15 protein-coding genes are annotated in these 20,795 nt (G+C 42.0%); 14 read left to right on the top strand and 1 reads right to left on the bottom strand.

Annotated elements, in window-relative coordinates:
- Nucleotides 1-4 precede the first annotated feature (4 nt).
- From fpoI to MA_RS25210, 13 genes are all read left to right on the top strand, one after another.
- Nucleotides 5-415: a F420H2 dehydrogenase subunit FpoI gene (fpoI, locus tag MA_RS07785; protein WP_011021514.1), complete on the top strand. Its 411-nt coding sequence runs from the start codon at nt 5-7 to the stop codon at nt 413-415.
- Nucleotides 412-702: an NADH-quinone oxidoreductase subunit J gene (locus MA_RS29330; RefSeq protein WP_011021515.1), complete on the top strand. Its 291-nt coding sequence runs from the start codon at nt 412-414 to the stop codon at nt 700-702. The genes fpoI and MA_RS29330 overlap by 4 nt, the downstream gene beginning before the upstream one ends.
- A complete protein-coding gene (fpoJ, locus tag MA_RS29335; protein WP_048065138.1) occupies nt 692-943 on the top strand; it encodes a F420H2 dehydrogenase subunit FpoJ in 252 nt (83 codons plus the stop codon). The genes MA_RS29330 and fpoJ overlap by 11 nt, the downstream gene beginning before the upstream one ends.
- Nucleotides 940-1,248, top strand: coding sequence for a F420H2 dehydrogenase subunit FpoK (fpoK, locus tag MA_RS07800; protein ID WP_011021517.1), 309 nt, complete (start codon nt 940-942; stop codon nt 1,246-1,248). The genes fpoJ and fpoK overlap by 4 nt, the downstream gene beginning before the upstream one ends.
- Nucleotides 1,242-3,260 carry a F420H2 dehydrogenase subunit FpoL gene (gene fpoL, locus MA_RS07805; protein WP_011021518.1) on the top strand — a complete coding sequence of 673 codons (2,019 nt, stop codon included), beginning with the start codon at nt 1,242-1,244 and terminating at the stop codon, nt 3,258-3,260. The genes fpoK and fpoL overlap by 7 nt, the downstream gene beginning before the upstream one ends.
- Nucleotides 3,260-4,747 (top strand): F(420)H(2) dehydrogenase subunit M, encoded by a 1,488-nt coding sequence (fpoM, locus tag MA_RS07810; protein ID WP_011021519.1) that lies wholly within the window; start codon nt 3,260-3,262, stop codon nt 4,745-4,747. Before fpoL ends, fpoM begins: the two co-directional genes overlap by 1 nt.
- Before the next feature lie 3 nt (nt 4,748-4,750).
- Nucleotides 4,751-6,220: a F(420)H(2) dehydrogenase subunit N gene (gene fpoN / locus MA_RS07815; protein ID WP_011021520.1), complete on the top strand. Its 1,470-nt coding sequence runs from the start codon at nt 4,751-4,753 to the stop codon at nt 6,218-6,220.
- A gap of 13 nt (nt 6,221-6,233) precedes the next feature.
- Nucleotides 6,234-6,596 carry a F420H2 dehydrogenase subunit FpoO gene (locus MA_RS07820; RefSeq protein ID WP_011021521.1) on the top strand — a complete coding sequence of 121 codons (363 nt, stop codon included), beginning with the start codon at nt 6,234-6,236 and terminating at the stop codon, nt 6,594-6,596.
- A gap of 829 nt (nt 6,597-7,425) precedes the next feature.
- Complete coding sequence (locus MA_RS24435) at nt 7,426-9,687, top strand: right-handed parallel beta-helix repeat-containing protein (RefSeq protein ID WP_162013073.1); 2,262 nt, start codon at nt 7,426-7,428, stop codon at nt 9,685-9,687.
- A 230-nt stretch (nt 9,688-9,917) separates the two neighbouring features.
- Complete coding sequence (gene fpoO / locus MA_RS25205) at nt 9,918-10,154, top strand: F420H2 dehydrogenase subunit FpoO (protein WP_226990791.1); 237 nt, start codon at nt 9,918-9,920, stop codon at nt 10,152-10,154.
- A gap of 494 nt (nt 10,155-10,648) precedes the next feature.
- Entirely contained in the window at nt 10,649-16,930 is a 6,282-nt protein-coding gene (locus MA_RS24440) for a PKD domain-containing protein (RefSeq protein ID WP_162013074.1), read from the top strand.
- Nucleotides 16,931-17,148: 218 nt separating this feature from the next.
- Nucleotides 17,149-17,571, top strand: a complete 423-nt coding sequence (locus MA_RS07845; protein ID WP_011021525.1) for a hypothetical protein — start codon at nt 17,149-17,151, stop codon at nt 17,569-17,571.
- Nucleotides 17,572-17,806: 235 nt separating this feature from the next.
- Nucleotides 17,807-17,980, top strand: coding sequence for a type II toxin-antitoxin system prevent-host-death family antitoxin (locus MA_RS25210; RefSeq protein ID WP_083755892.1), 174 nt, complete (start codon nt 17,807-17,809; stop codon nt 17,978-17,980).
- Nucleotides 17,981-18,007: 27 nt separating this feature from the next.
- Here the strand turns inward: MA_RS25210 and MA_RS07850 are convergent, their stop codons facing one another.
- Complete coding sequence (locus MA_RS07850) at nt 18,008-18,448, bottom strand: type VII toxin-antitoxin system MntA family adenylyltransferase antitoxin (protein ID WP_048065140.1); 441 nt, start codon at nt 18,446-18,448, stop codon at nt 18,008-18,010.
- A gap of 550 nt (nt 18,449-18,998) precedes the next feature.
- Here MA_RS07850 and MA_RS07855 point away from each other — a divergent pair.
- Nucleotides 18,999-20,714, top strand: coding sequence for a lectin like domain-containing protein (locus tag MA_RS07855; protein ID WP_157860128.1), 1,716 nt, complete (start codon nt 18,999-19,001; stop codon nt 20,712-20,714).
- Nucleotides 20,715-20,795 lie beyond the last annotated feature (81 nt).

The raw sequence follows: 20,795 nt of genomic DNA on the forward strand, positions 1-20,795 counted from the left end.
GAGTATGGTTCTTAAAAATATCAAGTATGCAGTAAAAAACATTCCTAAAAAACGCGTAACCAGGCTGTGTCCGGAAGTGGAAAGCCCGCTCTCCGACAGGTTCAGAGGGCTTCAGATCCTCGACAAAAGCAAATGCATAGGCTGTGGGATCTGTGCAAATACCTGCCCTAACAACGCGATCAAGATCGTAAAAGCCCCGATTGCGCCGGGCAGCAGCAAGCAGCGCTGGTTCCCAGAAATCGACATAGGTCACTGCCTCTTCTGCGGGCTCTGTATTGACCAGTGCCCCAAAGGTGCTCTTTCCAGCGGGAAAGAATATACCAAGGGTATGGTTAAATGGGCTCACAAAGATCTGCTCATGACCCCTGAAAAACTCGCAAGGGAAGTGGATATCAAGGAAGGTGATGAGAAATGATCGGACTTGAAACGGTCGGAGCAGCTCTGGAAATGGCTGTCTTCGGACTCCTTGCGTTTGTCACGGTTTTCTTTGCAATCTTTGTGGTTATTGCAAAAGATGTCGTTAGAGCCGGGCTTGCCCTGATTATGTGCATGTTCGGTGTTGCAGCACTTTATATCCTCTTAAACGCTCAGTTCCTTGGAATAATTCAGGTGCTGGTCTATATAGGAGCAATAGGAGTGCTAATCCTCTTTGCGGTTATGCTTACAAAGCGCCATCTGGGAGGTGGGTCCCGTGCGGATTAACCGTCCTCTGGCTCTTCTTGTATCTCTGCTCTTTGTCGCGGTTATAGTGACAGGAGTTTTCGGGACTTCCTGGCATACGGTTTCGGAACTCCCTGAGAACCCGGCTGACCCGAGCAATATCCAAGGTATAGGCATGTTGATCTTCACCCAGTACGTGGTACCTTTCGAGGTCCTGTCAATTGTCCTGCTCGCATCCCTTATAGGGGCAATCTATATGGCAAAAGGAGAGGGCAACAGATGACTGCTATTCCGTTAACATTTTATCTGGGGCTTGCAGCCCTGCTCTTTTCAATCGGACTTTATGGCGTGATGACCCATAAAAGCGGTATCAGGATGATCATGTGTATCGAACTCATGCTGAACTCCGCAAACCTGAACCTTGTAGCTTTTTCAAGCTATACGGACACCCTGAACGGGCAGGTATTTGCCATATTTTCAATTGCCCTTGCAGCCGCTGAAGCAGCAGTAGGGTTTGCGATTTTCATGGCAATCTACAGAATGCATGATAAAATTAATCTTGATGAGCTTAACATTCTGAGGTGGTAAAAACGGCACTGGAAGAATTTGCATTTTTGATCCCCTTGCTTCCGGCACTGGCTTTTGCGATCACCTTCTTCTTTGGCAAGAAAATGCCATCCGGAGGGGCAATCGTTCCCATCCTTGCCATCGCCGCCTCCTTTGTAATCTCTTTTGCGATTACCCTTGGGCTGCTGGCAAACCCCGGAGAGGTCGTAAGCCAGTCCTATTCCTGGTTTGCAGTGCTTGACATAGGAATCTTAATTGACCCTCTGGCTGCAGTTATGCTGTCAATGGTCTCCTTTGTGAGCCTGTTAATCCATATCTACGCAGTTAGCTACATGTCCCATGATGCGGGAAAAGCCAGGTACTTTGCAGAAACCGCACTGTTTACCGCTGCAATGCTTTCCCTGGTCCTCTCGGACAATATCCTGCAGCTCTTTGTTTCCTGGGAACTTGTCGGGCTCTGTTCCTATCTCCTGATAGGGTTCTGGTTCGAAAAACCTTCGGCTGCGGCTGCTGCCAAGAAAGCTTTTCTGACAACCAGGGTCGGAGACGTAATGTTCCTTACAGGAATAATCGTGCTTACTTCCGACCTCCTGAAACTTGCAGGCGGCTTCCAGGAAGGAGTATATCTGCTTCGCTTTGACGAAATTTTCAGCTATATCCCTCAGCTTTCAGCCCTGCAGGCAAACATTTTCGGCTTTGAAGTAAGCCACCTTACTATTATCACCCTGCTCTTCTTCGGTGGGGCCGTAGGAAAATCCGGGCAGTTCCCCTTACATGTGTGGCTGCCCGATGCAATGGAAGGTCCGACAACCGTCTCAGCCCTCATCCATGCAGCAACAATGGTCACTGCCGGGGTTTACCTGGTCGCAAGGACTTTCCCGATGTTTATCGCAGCCCCCGGTACCCTCATGGTCATTGCGTACCTGGGAGGCTTTACTGCGCTCTTTGCAGGCACAATGGGCATTGTAATGAACGACCTGAAGCGTGTACTCGCTTATTCGACCATCAGCCAGCTCGGGTACATGATGCTTGCCCTGGGCCTTGGGGCTACAGTAGGACTTGAAGCAGTCGGAGTTTCCCTTTTCCACCTGATCAACCACGCTTTCTTCAAAGCCCTTCTCTTCCTCTGTGCAGGCAGTGTAATCCATGCAGTCGGCACCCAGGACATGAGAGAGCTGGGAGGCGTCGGAAAGGTAATGCCGATCACTGCCGGAACCATGGCCATCGCAGCCCTTTCCCTTGCGGGCTTCGGGATTCCCGGAACCTCGATAGGGACAAGCGGCTTTATGTCAAAGGATCCGATCATTGAAAATGCATACCTTTTCGCAGAACACAGCGGGAACTGGATCCCCTATATCTTCGCAATTGCTGCAGCCCTCCTGACCTCTATTTACATCTTCAGGCTGATCTTCATGACCTTTGCAGGAAAGCCAAGAAGCGATTATCATGGGCATGAATCCCCCTCCATTATGACCGTTCCCCTCTCCATACTGGCCCTTTTTGCCCTTGTTTTCGGTTCGCTGACAAGGACCGGCTTTATGAATTTCCTTGAAGAAACCTTTACCAACAGTTTTGTGGACCTGAATATAGGAAACCTTGCAGGCATAGGCGGATACGAGCTTGTAGAGGCAGCCGGGCATGAACCTGTCTTAATCCTGTGGCTCCCGTTAATCATGGCCGTTGCAGGCCTTGCAATCGCTTTCGTGATCTATTACCTCAGAGTATTCAGCCTCGGGCCTATAGCTTCTATGAAGAACCCGATTTACAGGCTGCTCTACAAGCGCTACTACCAGCACGAAATCTATACCGAGTTTTTCTCGATAGGTATAGTGTACGGAGTTATCGCTTTCCTTACGCAGGTAGTTGATGTGATCGTCGACAGTATCGTTGAAGGAATCGGAATTCTCACGGTTGGAGTCGGTGAAGAACTCCGGAAGGTTCAGACCGGGGTTGTCCAGACCTATGCAACCGTCATAATCGCGGGTGTGAGCCTGCTGATAATACTAATTAAATTGATAACGGAGGTACTCTGATGCTGCCGGTCGCATCGTTGTTGATTCTGGTGCCGCTGATTTTCGCAGCTGTGACCTTTTTCACAAAAACAAAAGACCAGGCTGCAGGGCTGGGCCTTATCGGGTCCCTTGTGACTCTGGGCCTTACCCTTTACGCCTATCTGAACTTTGACAGCAGCACTGCTGCAATGCAGTTCTATGAATCCGTTCCGTGGGTTCCCTTCCTCGGGATCAACTATTCGGTTGGAATTGACGGCATTTCCATGCCCCTTATCCTCCTGAATGCAATCGTTATCCCCCTCCTGATCCTATTCAGCTGGAAAGAGGACAGGGAAGCTCCGAACAGGTTCTACGGGCTGATCCTCACCATGCAGGCCGCAGTCATAGGGGTCTTTGTGGCCCTTGACTTCGTAGTCTTCTATATCTTCTGGGAGCTGACCCTTGTCCCCCTCTTCTTCATCGTAAACATCTGGGGAGGAGAAAAGCGGGCTCATGCGTCCTACAAGTTCTTTATCTACACACACGTTGCATCTCTGGTGATGCTTCTCGGGATCTTCGGGCTCTTCTACACAGCCCTGCACCAGACCGGAATTCCGACCTTTGACATCCGAGAGCTGATCGCACAGTTCCAGTTCTTCGAATCCGGCCTGATGAGAGACGCAATATTCCTGGCAATCCTCTTCGGGTTCCTGGCAAAGCTGCCGACCTTTCCCTTCCATTCCTGGCTTCCGGATGCATATACCGAAGCTCCGACCGCGGGCAGTGTACTCTTTATCCTGCTCAAGATCGGAGGTTACGGGCTTTTCAGGATCTCCCTTCCTATGCTCCCTAACACCGGGAACCCTAACCTGATGATCATGATGCTGGGCTTGCTTGGTTCCTTCAGCATAGTCTACGGGGCTCTGCTCGCTCTGCGGCAGAAAGACCTCAAGCGCATGATTGCTTACTCCAGTTTGAGCCATATGGGCTTTGTTACCCTGGGTTCGGCCGGTCTTGTTGCTCTTTCGGTTTCAGGCGCCATGTTCCAGCAGTTTTCCCACGGGCTTATCATGAGCATTATGTTCATGTCCGCCGGAGCAATCCAGACAACTACAGGCACAAGGATCATTAACGACCTCGGCGGGCTTGCAAGGAAGATGCCGATGCTCGCCGTGCTTATGATGGTAGGCTTTATGGCATCGCTCGGGCTTCCGGGCCTGACAGGCTTTATTGCCGAGTTCCTGGTCCTGACTTTCAGCTTTGTGAACCTGCCCGGTTTTGTCTTACTTGCCCTGCTGGCAATAGTGATTACTGCGGGTTACCACCTCTGGGCAATGCAGAGAGCAATGTTCGGAGTGTACAATGAGAAACTCGGGAGTATCAGGGACATCAATTCCATGCAGGTCTTTTCAATGGGAGTCATCGCCCTACTCGTGCTTTATTTCGGCCTGAACCCGAGTCCGGTGCTTAATATGATGATTAAGAATTCGGAAGCAATAGTCAGCCTGGCGGCTGTCATGGGGGTGTAAAAAATGGACGAATTAATGTATCTTGCACCTGAAATCGTGGTGGTTGCAACCGGCCTGGTCGTACTTCTGGCCGGAGTCTTCCTGTCCCCCCGGGCCAAGAACATACTTGGTTACCTGGCAACCCTGGGAATCCTTGCAGCCCTCTTCCTGACGGTTAAAAGCTTCGGGCTCCTGACGATGCAGGGCTTCCAGGTCGGATATTCAATCTTCTCAGAAGCTCTGAATATCGATGCCCTCTCCCAGTTCTTCAAACTGGTCTTCCTGGTAGTTGCCCTGATTGTTTCAATTGCTGCAATCAAGTACAATGAGAACAGTGACCACACAGAAGAGTTCTACACCCTGATGCTCTTTGCAACCTTCGGGATGATGATCGTAGCTTCTGCAAACGACCTGGTCGTACTCTTCGTTGCCTTTGAACTGGCAAGTCTTGCAACATACGCCCTTGCAGGCTACGAAAAGCAGAACCCGAGGTCTCTTGAAGGAGCCATGAAGTATTTCGTGATCGGTTCGGTCTCGGCAGCCCTCATGCTCTTCGGGCTTTCCTTTGTTTACGGGGCAACCGGCACTACCAGCATCCCCCTGATTGCTGCAAACCCCGGGCTCCTTATAGAAAACCCGATCGGGCTTGTAGCGGTCGTGCTGCTGATTGCAGGTTTCGGCTTCAAGATGGCCCTTGTGCCCTTCCACATGTGGGCTCCGGATACCTACCAGGGTTCTCCCTCGGTCGTTTCCGCCCTGCTTGCAGCCGGGTCCAAGAAGATGGGCTTTGTGGCAGCCTTCAGAATCTTCATTGTGGCTCTTGTGGCCCTACAGCCTGACTGGCAGTTTATCTTTACTATCCTGGCAGTTGCAACAATGACCTTCGGAAACATAGTCGCAGTTGCCCAGACCAGCGTAAAACGCATGCTCGCCTACTCTTCCGTAGCCCAGGCCGGATACATTGCAATGGCTTTTGCCGTTATGACCCCTGTGGCCCTCGGAGGAGGCATCATGTACGCTCTTGCCCACGCCTTTATGAAAGCAGGAGCCTTTATTGCAGCCGGAGTCGTGGTCTGGATGGTGAGCCAGGAAAAGACGGGCAACCTCGATGTCCCCGACCACCTGGACAGCTTTAAGGGCCTCGGAAAAAGAATGCCTCTTGCAGCCCTTTCCATGACGGTCTTCGTCTTTGCCCTCGCAGGTATTCCCCCGACTGCAGGTTTCATGGCCAAGTTCGTGCTCTTCTCTTCAACCATCCAGGCGGGCATGGCCTGGCTTGCAGTAATAGCGATCCTGAACAGTGCCCTTTCCCTGTTCTACTACGCACGGCTTGTGAGATACATGTACTTCCTGCCCCCCGAGGGTAAATCCGTCAGCGTTCCTTTCCCATATGCAGCCGCCCTTCTGGTTGCAGTGGCAGGCGTGCTGGTAATGGGTATCTGGCCCGAACCCTTCGTGGAACTGGCTATGAAAGCAGCAATGGTACTGGTATAAGGAGGTATGAGAAATGACAGATTGCGACCTATGCGGAAAAGCAATCCCGACCGTCATCCCGGTCCGGGTTATCCGTCCCCTCCTCAAATTTGCCTACCCCAACGGGGTCTGGAAAGGTCTCTGTGAGACCTGCCTCGATTCCGCCCAGAAAACTTACCTGGAAGTAAACAAAAACCAGCCCTCATGCAGAAAAGGCAAATGCGCCCTCTGCGGAGACAAAACAGGAGTTTTCCCGGTGGAACTGCAGGTCCCGGATTTCTCAAAAGGGATAGTCAAGAAAGATGTGGATCTCTGCTACAGGTGCCTGAAAGGAGTCGATGAGGCATATATCAGGCATAAGAAGGAACAAATTGAGATGGAACATGGATATCATTAAGTGAAATCAAAGCTGCTTATTAAAAGCGGCTTTATTTCTTTTCTTATTTTTTCTCTTTTTCTCTTTTTTGAATGTCCTTATTTTGCTCATCCATTTTCAGACTTATAGATATGTTTTTTTACAAGACTGTATATCCCACTTTCTTCAGATGTCTGAGAAATTCCACTATCTTTCTCGATGTCGTTTTTTCCATATCTATTTTGATTATTTTAACTTGTATTTCTCCGTTCACTCATTCATTAAACCTTATATATTCAGTAAGGTTTCCCTTTTTGTTTTTTGGTAGCAACAATTGAGATCTAAGATAATCTCAACCCGAAATTTATGAAAATTGCTCTAAAAACAATATCAGAAAAAGCATTCATGTTTAGGTAACGTCTGCGGAAAGACAGGTGCATTAATCTATTATTTCTGGTTGCTTGATTAATTATCTCAATTGTTTATTATTTAGTATGAACATTCATTAAAAAACAGTATCATACTAAATAGTTTGATGATTTGGCCATAAATACTTTATAATAAAAAATCATACCGTTTTGTGAAAAAAGCAAATTTTTCATACTATATGAGAGCCCTGGGAAATTGAAAGCTTCTTGTAGGATTCCCATACTGATGTATAAAATCAAGTACAATAGACTTTGTGATCAAAATAGTTTTTTAGACAGCTTGGGGCTTAGGGTCCATTGTTTCATCAGTTCAACCGCGGAAGTCCTAATATTAATATGCCAATAATGAATCACCCGAGAAGGTGACATAACTGAAAACTAAAACCTATTTTATGATCGCGTTTTCTTTTCTGATAATATATGCAAGCACCGTTGCAGCGAATATGATTACTGTTGATAGCGGTGGAGAAGGAGATTATACCTCTATACAGCAAGCCGTGATCAATTCTAATAACGGAGATATAATACTCGTTAATACAGGAACATACATCGAAAACGTAGACGTAGATAAGAAGTTAACAATAACCTCAAAGTCGGGAAATCCGGAAGATACAATCGTTCAAGCTCTTAGTCCAGGTGATCACATCTTTCATGTAACTGCGAACAATGTGACCATCAAAGGTTTTAGTTTGATAAATTCCAGCTCAGGAAGTGGAATTTATCTGGACAGTGTGCAGTATAACACTATTGCAAACAACCATTTACAGGCTAATGAGATAGGAATCCATCTCTGGAATGCTAACAACAATATGCTGATCAATAACACAGCATCAGACAATAACTGGGCAGGAATCCGATTATCTCCAAACGACAGCGAGCTTGCCAGCAACAATACGCTCATTAATAACACGATGGTTAATAACACATATAATTTTGCGATTGATACTATGTATCTAAATGCGAGTATGCAAAACAATATCGATACTACCAATACTGTAAATGGGAAACCTATCTATTATCTTGTAAACGTTTCGAATGTTACTTTAAATTCGGCCTCAAATGCCGGGGCTATTTATTGTATCAACTGCCAGAACATATCAATAAAAGATCAGGTTCTCAAAAATAACATCCAGAGTATTTTTTTACATAATACAAGCGATTCAAGGTATGACAGCAATATCCTATCAAATAACTATTTTGGAATCGTTCTGGTTAACTCAGATAATAACACCGGGTTGAACAATATTGCAGTTAATAATATTGTTGGCATTGCAATAGTTGCATCCACTGATAATTATTTAAATAACAATGTGGCAAATTTTAATGGTCAGGGATTTGAGATTCAAGATTCGGATAACACTGAACTGAACAACAACACTGCAAATAATAATAAAGATAATGGTATAGCTTTAAGTTCTTCTATAAAAAATGAAGTAACTGGAAATATTGCAAATCACAATAGTGATGGAATTAAGTTATTCAATTGCAGTAACAGTTTGCTAAACAATAATATTGCAAATTCAAACAGGTATGCAGGAATTGATCTGGGGGGCTCAAGAGATAACATTCTGACTGATAACATTGCAAATTCAAACAGGAAACACGGCTTTGAACTTGCCGGCTCAGATAACAACACTTTGAGAGGTAATATTGGGAATTCAGATATGGATCATTTACCAGATGATTCTCCCAATCGTACTTCTAAGAATGAGACTAAAAATCAGGATATAGAAAATAAATCTTTCATTGATTCTACAATTTCTGTAATTACATCCTGGATACATCCCAATAATTTTTCGGATAATGTTGACAATAATCCAATAAATAACCTTTCTGACAATTTCAGCAATAATTCAAGAAGCAATTTTCTCGATAATATTAGCGATGATTCAATAAATGTCTACATACATCCCGGAGATTCAATCCAGCAGGCAATAGACAATTCAAGTTCCGGCGATATTATTGCTGTTTATCCGGGATTATATAAGGAAAATTTGATTGTGAACAAATCTCTCATCATAATTTCAAAGCCTGGAGAATCAACTGAGACTAAAATTCAGGCTGCGGATCCGGAAGATGATATATTCTATGTAGCTGCTGACAATGTAACAATTTGCGGGTTTAATGTGACGGGAACAGACAAGGCAGGCATATTTTATATCGGATCTGGTGGCATTATCGTTGGCAATAAACTGGTTTCTGACAAATACGGAATTTACCTGAAAAAAGCCGAAAACATTACAATTGAAAATAACAATGCATCTCAAAATGGGCGTGGAATTTACTTGAGAGACTCCAGTAGAAATATCGTGAAAAATAATGAGGTGAGTCATAATTGGTTCTATGGGAAGGAGTATAGAAACGGGATCCTTCTTAGAAATTCAAATAACAACAAGCTAACAGGTAATAATGTATCGAGAAATTGGGATGGTATACGCCTCGAAAATTCTTCAAACAACGAACTGAGCAAAAATGCAGTTATAGATGACTATTTCTGCATTGGTCTTGAAGATTCAAATAATAACAAACTTCTTGACAATACCGTCAAATCAATTGGATACTCATTTGATATTACACTGGGGAATTCTCATAATAATACATTACAAGGTAACAGTGCAGGCTTTATGACTGAAGTTAGAGTATCATCTGGGCCTGAGAGCACAAATAATACGCTTGAGGGCAGGCAACATATTAGAAGAGATTAAAGTAGCCAGTTTTTTATCAAAGGTTGAACCCGGGGTCCCGGTAATTTAAGTTTAGATCACTTATAGACTCTGAAACCTTTTATGTTGATCCAATATCCCAAAATATGTTACAGGGTTAATTGTCATGACGCCAATATTTGCAGATATCTCTTAATCAAAATAATGTATCATAAAATTTTTTATATATTTTTAATATATTTTGTCTATTTTGATTATTTGAATTGTCACTTTTGAATCCAAAACCAGACTGTATCCTTGTCAGAGTCGTCCGCCCCCTCCTCAAATTCGCCTACCCCAACGGAGTCTGGAAAGATCTCTGTGAGACCTGCCTCGATTCCGCCCAGAAAACTTACCTGGAAGCAAACAAAAACCAGCCCTCGTGCAGAAAAGGCAAATGCGCCCTCTGCGGAGACAAAACAGGAGTTTTCTCGGTGGAACTGCAGGTCCCGGATTTTGTTCTTTTTTAGTGTTTTTGAGTGGTTATCTATATCTCTGTAAATTATTTTTTTCATAAATACTCTTTTGTAGTTATATACGCACATACAAGAATCCATTTTTTTCTTATTTAATTTACATATTTCATCTTGTATATCATATTTTATCATATATTTGTAAAAAAAGGAAATGTTTATCTATATATACAGCTCCCAAACATTAAATAGTATTTTACATATTATATACATATTTTTTATATGTCTACTGTTGGTACAATTCTTGAAAGTAATAAAGTGTGAAGGCGAGGCTGAAAGGGAAATTTGCTTTCATAATTTGAGGACTTGAATTTGAATGATAAAAATTGGAATGGTTAGTCTAATTTTTTTCGCAAAAAAATCTGGTAGGGTTTCTGATAAAATACTGAATGTGTTCTGTATACTTGATCTGTTGAAAATAAGGGGTGTATAGTTTGATGAGAATAAATCGAGGAATAATTTGTTTACCTTTACTTGCTGTTTTTTTGGTGATGATTACAGGGACGTCAATAGCTGACGATGTAAATGTGGAGTTTGTCAGTCACCTTGGTAGAGATGTTTCTAATGTTGCAGTCTCCGGGGATTATGCATATATAGGACAGGGAAATGAGCTTGTTATACTGGACATTAGTGACGCATCCAATCTATCAAATCTATCAGAAATGGGAAGAGTGACTACTCCATCAGTGATAAATGATATTACTGTAAAAGAAAATTATGTATACGTAGCCGATGATAGCAGTGGTCTTGTTATTGTTGACATAAGTGCCCCAACATCACCAACACTTGAAGGAAATTATGATACTGGTTATGCATATGGTGTTTCAGTTTCCGGCAATTGTGCCTACGTAGCCGATCTTCACGATGGTCTTGTTATTGTTGACGTAAGTACCTCAACATCACCAACCCTCGCAGGCATGGGCAGTTATAATAGTGGTGATGCATGGGATGTTGCTGTATCAGGCAAATATGCTTATGTTGCTTTTGGAGCTGGTCTTGTTATTGTTGACATAAGTGCCCCAACATCACCAACCCTCGTAGGCAGTTATGATACTGGTTATGCATATAGTGTTTCAGTCTCCGACAATTATGCCTACATAACCGATTATACTACTGGCCTTTTTATTGTTGATGTCAGCACTCCGACATCACCAACCCGCGTAGGCAGTTACGATACTGAAGATATTGATGGAAATACAAGGGGCGTCGCAGTCTCCGGCAATTACGCTTACGTAGTCGATGGTGATAAAGGTCTTGTTATCGTTGATATCAGCAATCCAACATCACCAACCCTTGCAAGTAGTTATGATACTGATGGAAATGCAAAGGGCATTGCAGTCAGTGGCAATTATATATACGTAGCCGATGGTGATAATGGTCTTGTGATTTTGAGAACTGATATCCAAGATCAAGGACTAATAGATGGATCTTTAGTCCAGGTAGAAGGCAGCTCAGATGTATATCTTATTAAAAACGGCATGAAACATCTTTTTACTTCTCCTGAAGCTCTCTTATGGAATGAACACAGTTTTGACAATATAATATCCGTTACAAGCGAAATCCTCCAGAATTACCCTGATGGAGAAGACATCAGCATTAGTCAACCTATAATTGACAAATATCACGCGCTTGGCGGTGAACCTATTTTTGGAGCACCATCAGGAGAGGGGGAAAAGGTTGGGGATCAAGACAGTGCCGGAACATACTGTTCCTATGTTAATTTTGAAAATGGTGCCATTGAGTGTTTCAAGAATGGAGACCACACTGGAGAAGCCTATGCGATATTTAATCCCCTTTACACGAAATGGGCTTCACTGGGATATGGCAAGAGTGTTCTTGGCTACCCTATAGATAATATGTCTGAAGTTCAGAATTCGAAATTTGAGACGCCGTTTAGATATCAGAATTTTGCAAATGGAACTGAGAACGGGTCTCTTGAATATAATATCACTTCAGGGAATGTATTTGAGATTCATGGAGCTATTTTTGCAAAATGGGGTTCCATTGGTTATGCTGATAGTGTATTGGGGCTTGTAACAACTGATGAATATGAGGCGGCACCATCACCATTTGGGACTGTTGGAAGATACAGCAAATTCGAAAATGGAACAATTCATTGGATCAGTGATAAGGAAGGCGAAAATGAGGAACATCCCTATAGAGGGGAAGCATTTGTCACATCAGGGTATTTAAATGAGGTTCATACTAACCTGGGAGGGACTTCAAGTGATCTGGGTTTCCCGATAACTGACCAGAGAGAAAAAGATGGTCACGACTACTGCGTGTTTGAAGGCGGGATTATTGATTGGAACGATTCTACGGGAACTTACGATGTAAAATTGGGTTATGAAGGTTTACTTTTCAGAGCAAAAGACGGCATAGATGTTTACCTCATCGAAAATGGAGAGAAACGCTATTTCACATCCCCCGAAGCCCTTGAGTGGAACGGACGAAGTTTCGATGAAGTAATTAATGTTTCAAGTAAGACATTAGATTCTATTCCATCAGGACCCAACATCAGCATTTCCCAGGAAATAATTGACAAATATTATGCACTTAAAGGCTCCACAACATTCGGACAGCCAGATGGTAAAGGAGAATTGAATGGTGAACAGGATCAAGATGGAAATTACTGTTCCTACGTCAATTTCGAAAATGGCTCAATAGAATGTTTCAAGAATGGTCCACATGTGGGAGAGGCATATGCAGTTCTTAATCCGTTGTTTACAAAATGGAGGGAACTGGGGTATGGAGCAGGTATTCTTGGTTATCCGATAGGCGATATGTCTGAGATTAGGACTTCAAGTAAGAATACAGATTACCGTTATCAACTCTTTGCAAATGGAACTGAGAACGGGTCTCTTGAATATAATATCACTTCAGGGAATGTATTTGAGATTCATGGCGCTATTTTTGCAAAATGGGGTTCCATTGGTTATGCTGATAGTGTATTGGGGCTTGTAACAAGCGATGAAAGGGATGCTGTACCTTCCTTCAAAGGCACAACCGGTAGAGTAAGCGATTTTGAAAATGGTCACCTCCACTGGCATGGTAGTGGAGATCATTATATGAACACTAATATGACCTATGGCGAACTGGATCAGCTCTATACGGAAATAGGAGGAACTGCGAGCGAGTTAGGATTCCCGATAACGGATCAAAAGGAAATCGACGAAAATGGACATTGCTATTGCGAATTTGAAAACGGAAACATCGGATGGAATGAAGCAGAAGGAAAGTACAAAGCTTATCTGACAAGTGAAATTTACATAGAACTTTACTTTGACAGAACTTATTTTGATACAGTAAACCATATGGAGCAGACTCAAAGCCATGCATCAGAATTTGAGGCTGGAGACACATTAAAAGGATATGTAAATACTAATATGATTATAGATGACCACACCGTCAACACCTATGTAAAAATGATAATGCCAGATGGAACTGAAAAATATGCATACCGTGTTGACCCATTCCTACCCGACAACCCCCTATATTTCTCTGACGAAAAGCAACCTCTCACAGAAGATCCCTGGTACGCAGAAACGAATACCTGGAACTGGGATATCTATAAAATGACGGGTACAGAGCCCGAAGGGACATACACGTGGGAATTCTGGTATGAAGATGTAAATACTGGAGAAGTTCTGGGAAAAAGTACGGCGAGTTATAACTTTTCAAAGATGACTGATCTGGGAGAGTTTGATGAAAGGTGCAAATACTATGTAAGGGTCTCAAATATCGATGACCTAGGAGAAATCTGGGTAAATGGTCATTATATCAAAAATGCCACGTACTATGGAGATAGTGGATGGGTTGATATTCACGAACCAAGAGGAGATAATTTCATCGAGTTTAAAGTTACCAATGCAGGGGGAGATTGGACTTACAAATTTGAATTAATGCAAAATGATTCAATAAGTGAAACAATTTTATGGAGTGATTCTTGCGGTGTGGTTGGAGAAACGGGCAATGGATGTAATAAGAATACAGATACAGGAGAGGTATATGATAAAGTTATAAGGTTTAAAAATACAGCGCCTGTTAATGTAAATGTGATGTATGCCTATAATGAGAGCGAAGGCGATATAGAAAAATTTGATGGATACTTTGAAGGTATCACCGATTACTACAACGAGAATTCATATGGTACTATATCCCTTAATTTCCAAGTAGCAGATAATGGCAACTGGTTTCAAGTTCCTCATGATATTCAATGGTACAATGACAACCATGTAAGGCATGAGATCTCTGATGGTTTACATAATTTCTCATATAATAATTCAGCCTATGAATTTGCAAAGGATGTCATAGACGGCCTAGATGAAAATGTTGACTATTCTGATTTTGATATTAATCTGATTATTTATGCACCAAGTTACACATGGAAATGGATTGATTCACCGGATTCTCCATTGGGGATAGAATATAAACATGTACCAGTTTATTTAGGTTCAGCCCAAGCAATTCCGATTGATTCTGTGACATCAAATAATGATGGAAGTTTTGATTGCGCAGAAAATTGGATCGTTTTTCCAATCAGTTCTGACTATGATGAAGAGGTTCTTGCCCATGAGATAGGGCATCAAATGGGTTCATTACATCATTTAATCAATCAGGATCTATACCCTAGTTCTGGGGGAGGCTCAAATGTTAGTAATTGGGATGTAATGCACGATAACTATGCTTGTATGAGTTCATTTAGTAAAGTTAATTCTGGTTGGTTAAATTTTAAAGAAGAAACTGAATTCAAAGATTATGAGATATATCCACTTGATAGTTTACATTTTGGAGATGAGGTAATCAAGTTTAAACCAAATGAATATTCTGACGACTTTTACATTTTTGAGTATAGAAGGGCAATTGGGCATGATAGTATTTTAAATAACGATCAAAATCGAGTTAATGAAGATAATCCAAATGGGGTTATTGTGATATATACAGCTACTAATGGCAGTACCTTGCACACAACTACTAACTCGTTGACAGGTAAAAATGAAACTGACACTTATACAGTTCATGTCTTAAATAGCAATCTTGAAAACAATTGGAATGAACCTACATTTTACAACGAAGTCAGCTCAATAGAGGATTTGTTTTATTCTTATGATAAAGAAGAAATAGACATAGTCTTAAAATTTATCAATTTTAGTGTCGTTGACGTTCCTGATGGAAACAGTGCCAAAATAAACGTGCAATTAGAGAACGAAATAGGGTTAAAAGGTGTAATTTTACAAATGACAAACACGATATTTTATAATTTGCTCTTCCCGTATCCATTAAATTATACCGTCAACCCAACTTTGTCATTGCATGCCTATACAGACGATGGAAATCATGTAGGAATGAATTATGAAACTGGAGAATATGAAGTTCAGATTCCTGGAGCTAGAACTTCTGGACTTCAACCAAATGAGCGTGAATGGATAATTGTTCCTGAAGATGTTAATGTTAAATATGTGGTAGACAGCTATGCAAATGCTAAATATATGTATCAAAATCCAGATCTTACGGGGGACTTTATCGATTCCTATGACCTCATTGGATTTTATTTTGATGAAAATGGGAATGATTACTCAGGAAAAGTAACTGAGCATATTGCTCCAGGGACACAAAATGAACATTCAGTCGTATATAGCCAAAATCTCGATGGAACATACAGTATTGAAGTCTCTAAACAATACGATGTTTCTTTACTACCTCCACTTACAAACGCAGATACTTTAAGTTTCATAAAAGGGGATATCTTACCCATCAAATTTACAGCTAGAAACCCCGATACCGGCGATTTAGTTTTTGATGACCAAGTTAATGTGTTAATCAAAAATTCTACGGGAACAGTTATTGAGAGTTTCAACACCACTAGTGGTGTCCAAGTAAATTCGGATGAAGGGTACTATACTGTTGATTTCTACACAGCGGATCATCCTGAATTAATTATTGGCGAAAAATATTCTGTTCTAGTCACCTTTGGAGACATTAATGGTGGGACGGGATCTGGAATTGCTTACTTTATTCTTACTGGCAGCAATTCACCTTCCAGCATCACCAATCTCCAATCCACCAATGGCACAACTTGGATCAATTGGACCTGGACCAATCCCACAGACCCCGATTTCAACCGCACTGAAATCTACCTAAACAACATCTTCCAGACCAACACCTCCACCGAATTCTTCAACGCCACCTGCCTAGAACCCGAAACAGAATACACGATCGGTACGCACACGGTGGATACCTACGGAAATGTGAATGAGACATGGGTCAACCTGACTGCAACAACCAAAAATGCACCTATAATTGTTGAAGCCGGCCCTGGTCAGACTGTTAAGAAAGGAACAACCGTGAACTTTGAAGGAAACTTTACGGCTTCCGGTTTACATACCTACTCGTTCCACTGGGACTTTGGTGATGGAACCAATACTACCGGTTCTTTGACTCCTTCTCATGTTTATGAGGATGCTGGAGCCTATGAAGTTACTTTAACAGTCACTGGTGAGAATGGTGATACAGGGAATGATACTCTTAATATCACCGTTACTAATGCTTCAGTATCTGTTTTCCCTGGTTACACCAATCCACCGACAGACCCAGATAAGGATGGTCTCTACGAGGATATCAATGGAAACGGGAGACTGGGTTTCAATGATCTGGTGGCATACTTCGCTAACCTGGACTGGATAGAAGAAAATGTGCCGCTTGAGTTCTTTGATTATAACAAAAACGGGTTGATTGATTTTGATGATGTTGTAACTCTGTTTGATATGCTTTAAGGGATAAAAAATATGAATAAGTTAGGACTTACGCAGTTGAGCTGAAAACCACAAGCGGAAAAGACTTAATTGTATAAATCAGAAAAATGTTGACGACTCCGCATTTGTTTGATATTACATTTCAAGTGCGTAAGTCCTATAAGTTTTATCGAGTTTGGATCGTCCAGTGGTCGTTCCTTCTTCAGTAGGCTACTATTCCCTGTCGGTTAATACAAACGATGCCTGGAAATGTTGTAGAAACAGTACCCTACCATGTAAACAGCAAGAATATCGATGAAACGCTTAAGGTTCAGATCAGCGTAAGTGAAATTCCTGAAGGAGAAGATGATGCCGCCGGAATCAATGCATCCGGTGCGCTCCTGAATGGCACTGTTTTGGCATTTACGGACCTGAAGTACAAATTCGTTACCAATGAAAGCGAATACCTTCAGGACTTTGATGGAGACCAGATCCTTGCGAGAATGCTCAAGTTTGACAGGGAAAAAGTTGAAGCCGTCCTTGAAGTAGGAGAAGTTACAGTTACTCTAACGAGTAAAGTGGAGTATAATAATGGAATTTTTTCAGACATGGCAAGTTTAGAAGGGAGCGATGTAATAGCGGTGATTGAAAAGGACAGTAAAAAAGATAAAACGAGCAAGTAAGCATTTTAAGGTATTTTTTAGATGCATAGTGTATTTGGCATGAAATGCGGGTTTGGGTTACCCGCATAAAATTTCTTTTATCATCAATTTTTTAAGTAGTATCAAAAACATAAGCTTGCAGTCAAATTCATAATTATCCTACCAGTCTGTTTAATAGACGAAAAAAGGTTATACCTGAAAGGAAGATAAATGGATATAAAGTAGATCCAAGGGAATTTCTGAAAAAGGTGATTATGTGACCGTTGCGCATGAACAATACGTGGTTAATGAAAATGGGGAAAGAGTGGCTATTATTCTTCCTATAGAGGAATATGAAAAAATGAAAGAGGATCTCCACGATCTGGCTATCGTTGCAGAAAGACGTAACGAGAAAACTATTAGTTTTGAAGAGATGAAAAGAATATTATAAAATAGTTTTCACTCTGTCTTTTTCTTCTCAATATCTCTCTCTGATTCTTTTCAGCAACTTCCTGTTCAAAAAATCTTCATGATATTTCCGGTCCAAGTATCTGGACATTACTTGCTGTTCCACATCCAGTTTCAGGTCTTCGTTTCTAACAAATAACGGCACATTGGGTCTTATGACTTCAAAATTAATAACAGGTGAAGCATCATTCATCACAAGAAGGTCTACATGATCGGTCTGAAGGAAAGATGAAAGTTCTCCCATGAGTTCCAGGCGCTTTTCTATCCGTTCTCCTTTTGTAAGTTTACCGGAAAGGTACACAGCTATATCAATATCACTCAACGGCCCTTCTGTGCCTTCGGCTGTCGAACCGAAGAGGTATGCAAGTTCTACATATTCCCGTGACTTAAAAAATTCCGGAAGCAGCTTACACAGAAACTCTTTCTTTACCTTTTTCGTTTGAAGACCCATTGTATTTTCTCTATGTCCTGTTCTTTCAAATATGCTATGTTGTAAAAAGGAGCAGATTGAGATGAAATACACTCACAGTAACATTGGGTAAAGCTGCATTTTGCGGCTTTATTTTTTTTCCTTAGTTTAGGTGGATTCTGCTTACTGATTTTATTTATTGATTTGTTTTCGAGCCTTTCTGTCTTCTGCTTTATGTGGTTGAAGTTTTCCAACTAACTGCCCAATGCAACTACTTCTTAGTTTTCACTCCTCAAACAGATCTATTCTCAGCCCGCTCAAGCGTGGGACAAAAGATTGAGAAACGGATTAAGATTATTCGTGTGAGAATATCTCGTAAATTTAACTTTCTTTCTAAAGAGATTACATAACCATTCAATTTAGTCAAGATATTTCTTCAACATCTTAACAAAAATAAAACTGTTATATCCAAGTTTCGCTTTTTAACTATTGGAATAATTTATGACAGTAGTTCAGATATTTTTCTATATGTATTGAACAGGCAAATTGAGATATGGAAAGGCTATCGAAGAAAACAGAACAGGAGATAGGCATGAAGAATAAAATCAACACAAAAAACAGAGTAAACATGAAGAAGAAAACATTTGTTTTCAGTGGACTCTTGCTTCTATTTATGATAATGGGTTCATCGATATCAATGGCAGTCGCGGGATCTTCAGGGAAGACCAGGGCAACAGAGCCCGTACTTTCACCGGAAAACCCGGACTTTACCGAATACCATGCAGACAAAGTTTACACCCAATCTTTAGCTTCTTCGAACAGGCATAAAAAAGGCTTTGTACCCGCACCGGTGGATCTTAGTGATCTCAGCAAAATTTCCACACTCGAGATTTCCGCACCAGCTTACTATGACCTGCGTACCCTGAACAGAGTTACATCTGTAAAATACCAGGGGGAATCAGGGGCTTGCTGGACATTTGCAACCAGTGGGTCTCTGGAATCATATTTAATGCCTGAAGAAAACCGGGACTTTTCTGAAAATAATATGAAAAACCTTCTTTCTTCCGCATACCCGGAGGGTTTCGACCGTGATCCAAATGATGGAGGAAATTCACTCATGTCAACTGCCTATCTGGCCCACTGGAGCGGACCCGTGGAAGAAACAGCTGATCCTTACTCCATCTATAGCAGGGTATCCCCTGAGAACTTACCTGTACAGAAACATGTACAGGATGTACTTTTTATTCCCAACAGAGAGAGTTCTCTGGATAATACCATGATAAAATCTGCTATCCTGCAGTACGGAGCCCTATCTACCTCAATGTACTTTGATGATTCCAGTTATTATTCTTCCAGATACGGCTATTACTATAATGGGTCTTCAATCTCTAACCACGCTGTATCCATTGTGGGCTGGGATGACAATTATGATAAAAACAACTTTTCCGGCGTTCCGCCCGGAAATGGGGCATTTATCGTAAAAAATAGCTGGGGTACATACTGGGGTGATAATGGATATTTCTATGTTTCCTATTATGACTCAAACATAGGAAATGATAATGCAGTCTTTACGGCTGAAAACACTGATAACTATGAAAATATTTATCAGTACGACCCCCTCGGATGGGTCCTGAACGTGGGCTACAACAACCCTACTGCCTGGTGTGCAAACATCTTTGCTGCAAAATCTGATGAAACCCTCGAATCCGTCAGTTTCTATACAACGGACTCAAACTGTGCTTATGAAATCTATATTTATACTAGTCCTGAATCCGGTCCTCTAAGCCGGGAAGGCCCGGTTCTTTCAAAGAGCGGGACAATTCCAGTTGCAGGCTATCACACAGTCCCTCTGGATTCCGAAATTCAGCTTGAAGCCGATCAAAAATTCTCCGTAGTCTTGAAGCTTACGACACCTGACTCCAGATATCCGATTGCCATAGAAATGCCTTACGCAGACTGGAGTAGTAAAGCAACAGCAAATCCAGGAGAGAGTTTTATCAGTGGTGACGGAAGTACCTGGAAAGATATAACTGCATATTACTTGAATACAAATGTATGCATTAAGGCCTTTACAGATTCAGGAACTTTAAGTGTGTTCCCTGGCTACATAAATCCACCAACAGATCTGGATCAGGACGGCCTCTATGAGGATGTCAATGGAAACGGAATACTGGATTTCGATGATGTGGTGGCATACTATGATAACATGGGATGGATAGAAGAAAATGCTCTTGTTGCTTTCTTTGATTTTAGCAACAACGGGTTAATCGACTTTGATGATGTTGTAAAGCTTTATGATAGGCTTTAAGGGGATAGAAAACAGGAACAAGCTGCTTAGAGTTTTAATCCTTCTTTGGTCCTTTCATGAGCAGGGATACCATAGAGTTGA

Source organism: Methanosarcina acetivorans C2A, assembly GCF_000007345.1.
Lineage (GTDB): Archaea > Halobacteriota > Methanosarcinia > Methanosarcinales > Methanosarcinaceae > Methanosarcina > Methanosarcina acetivorans.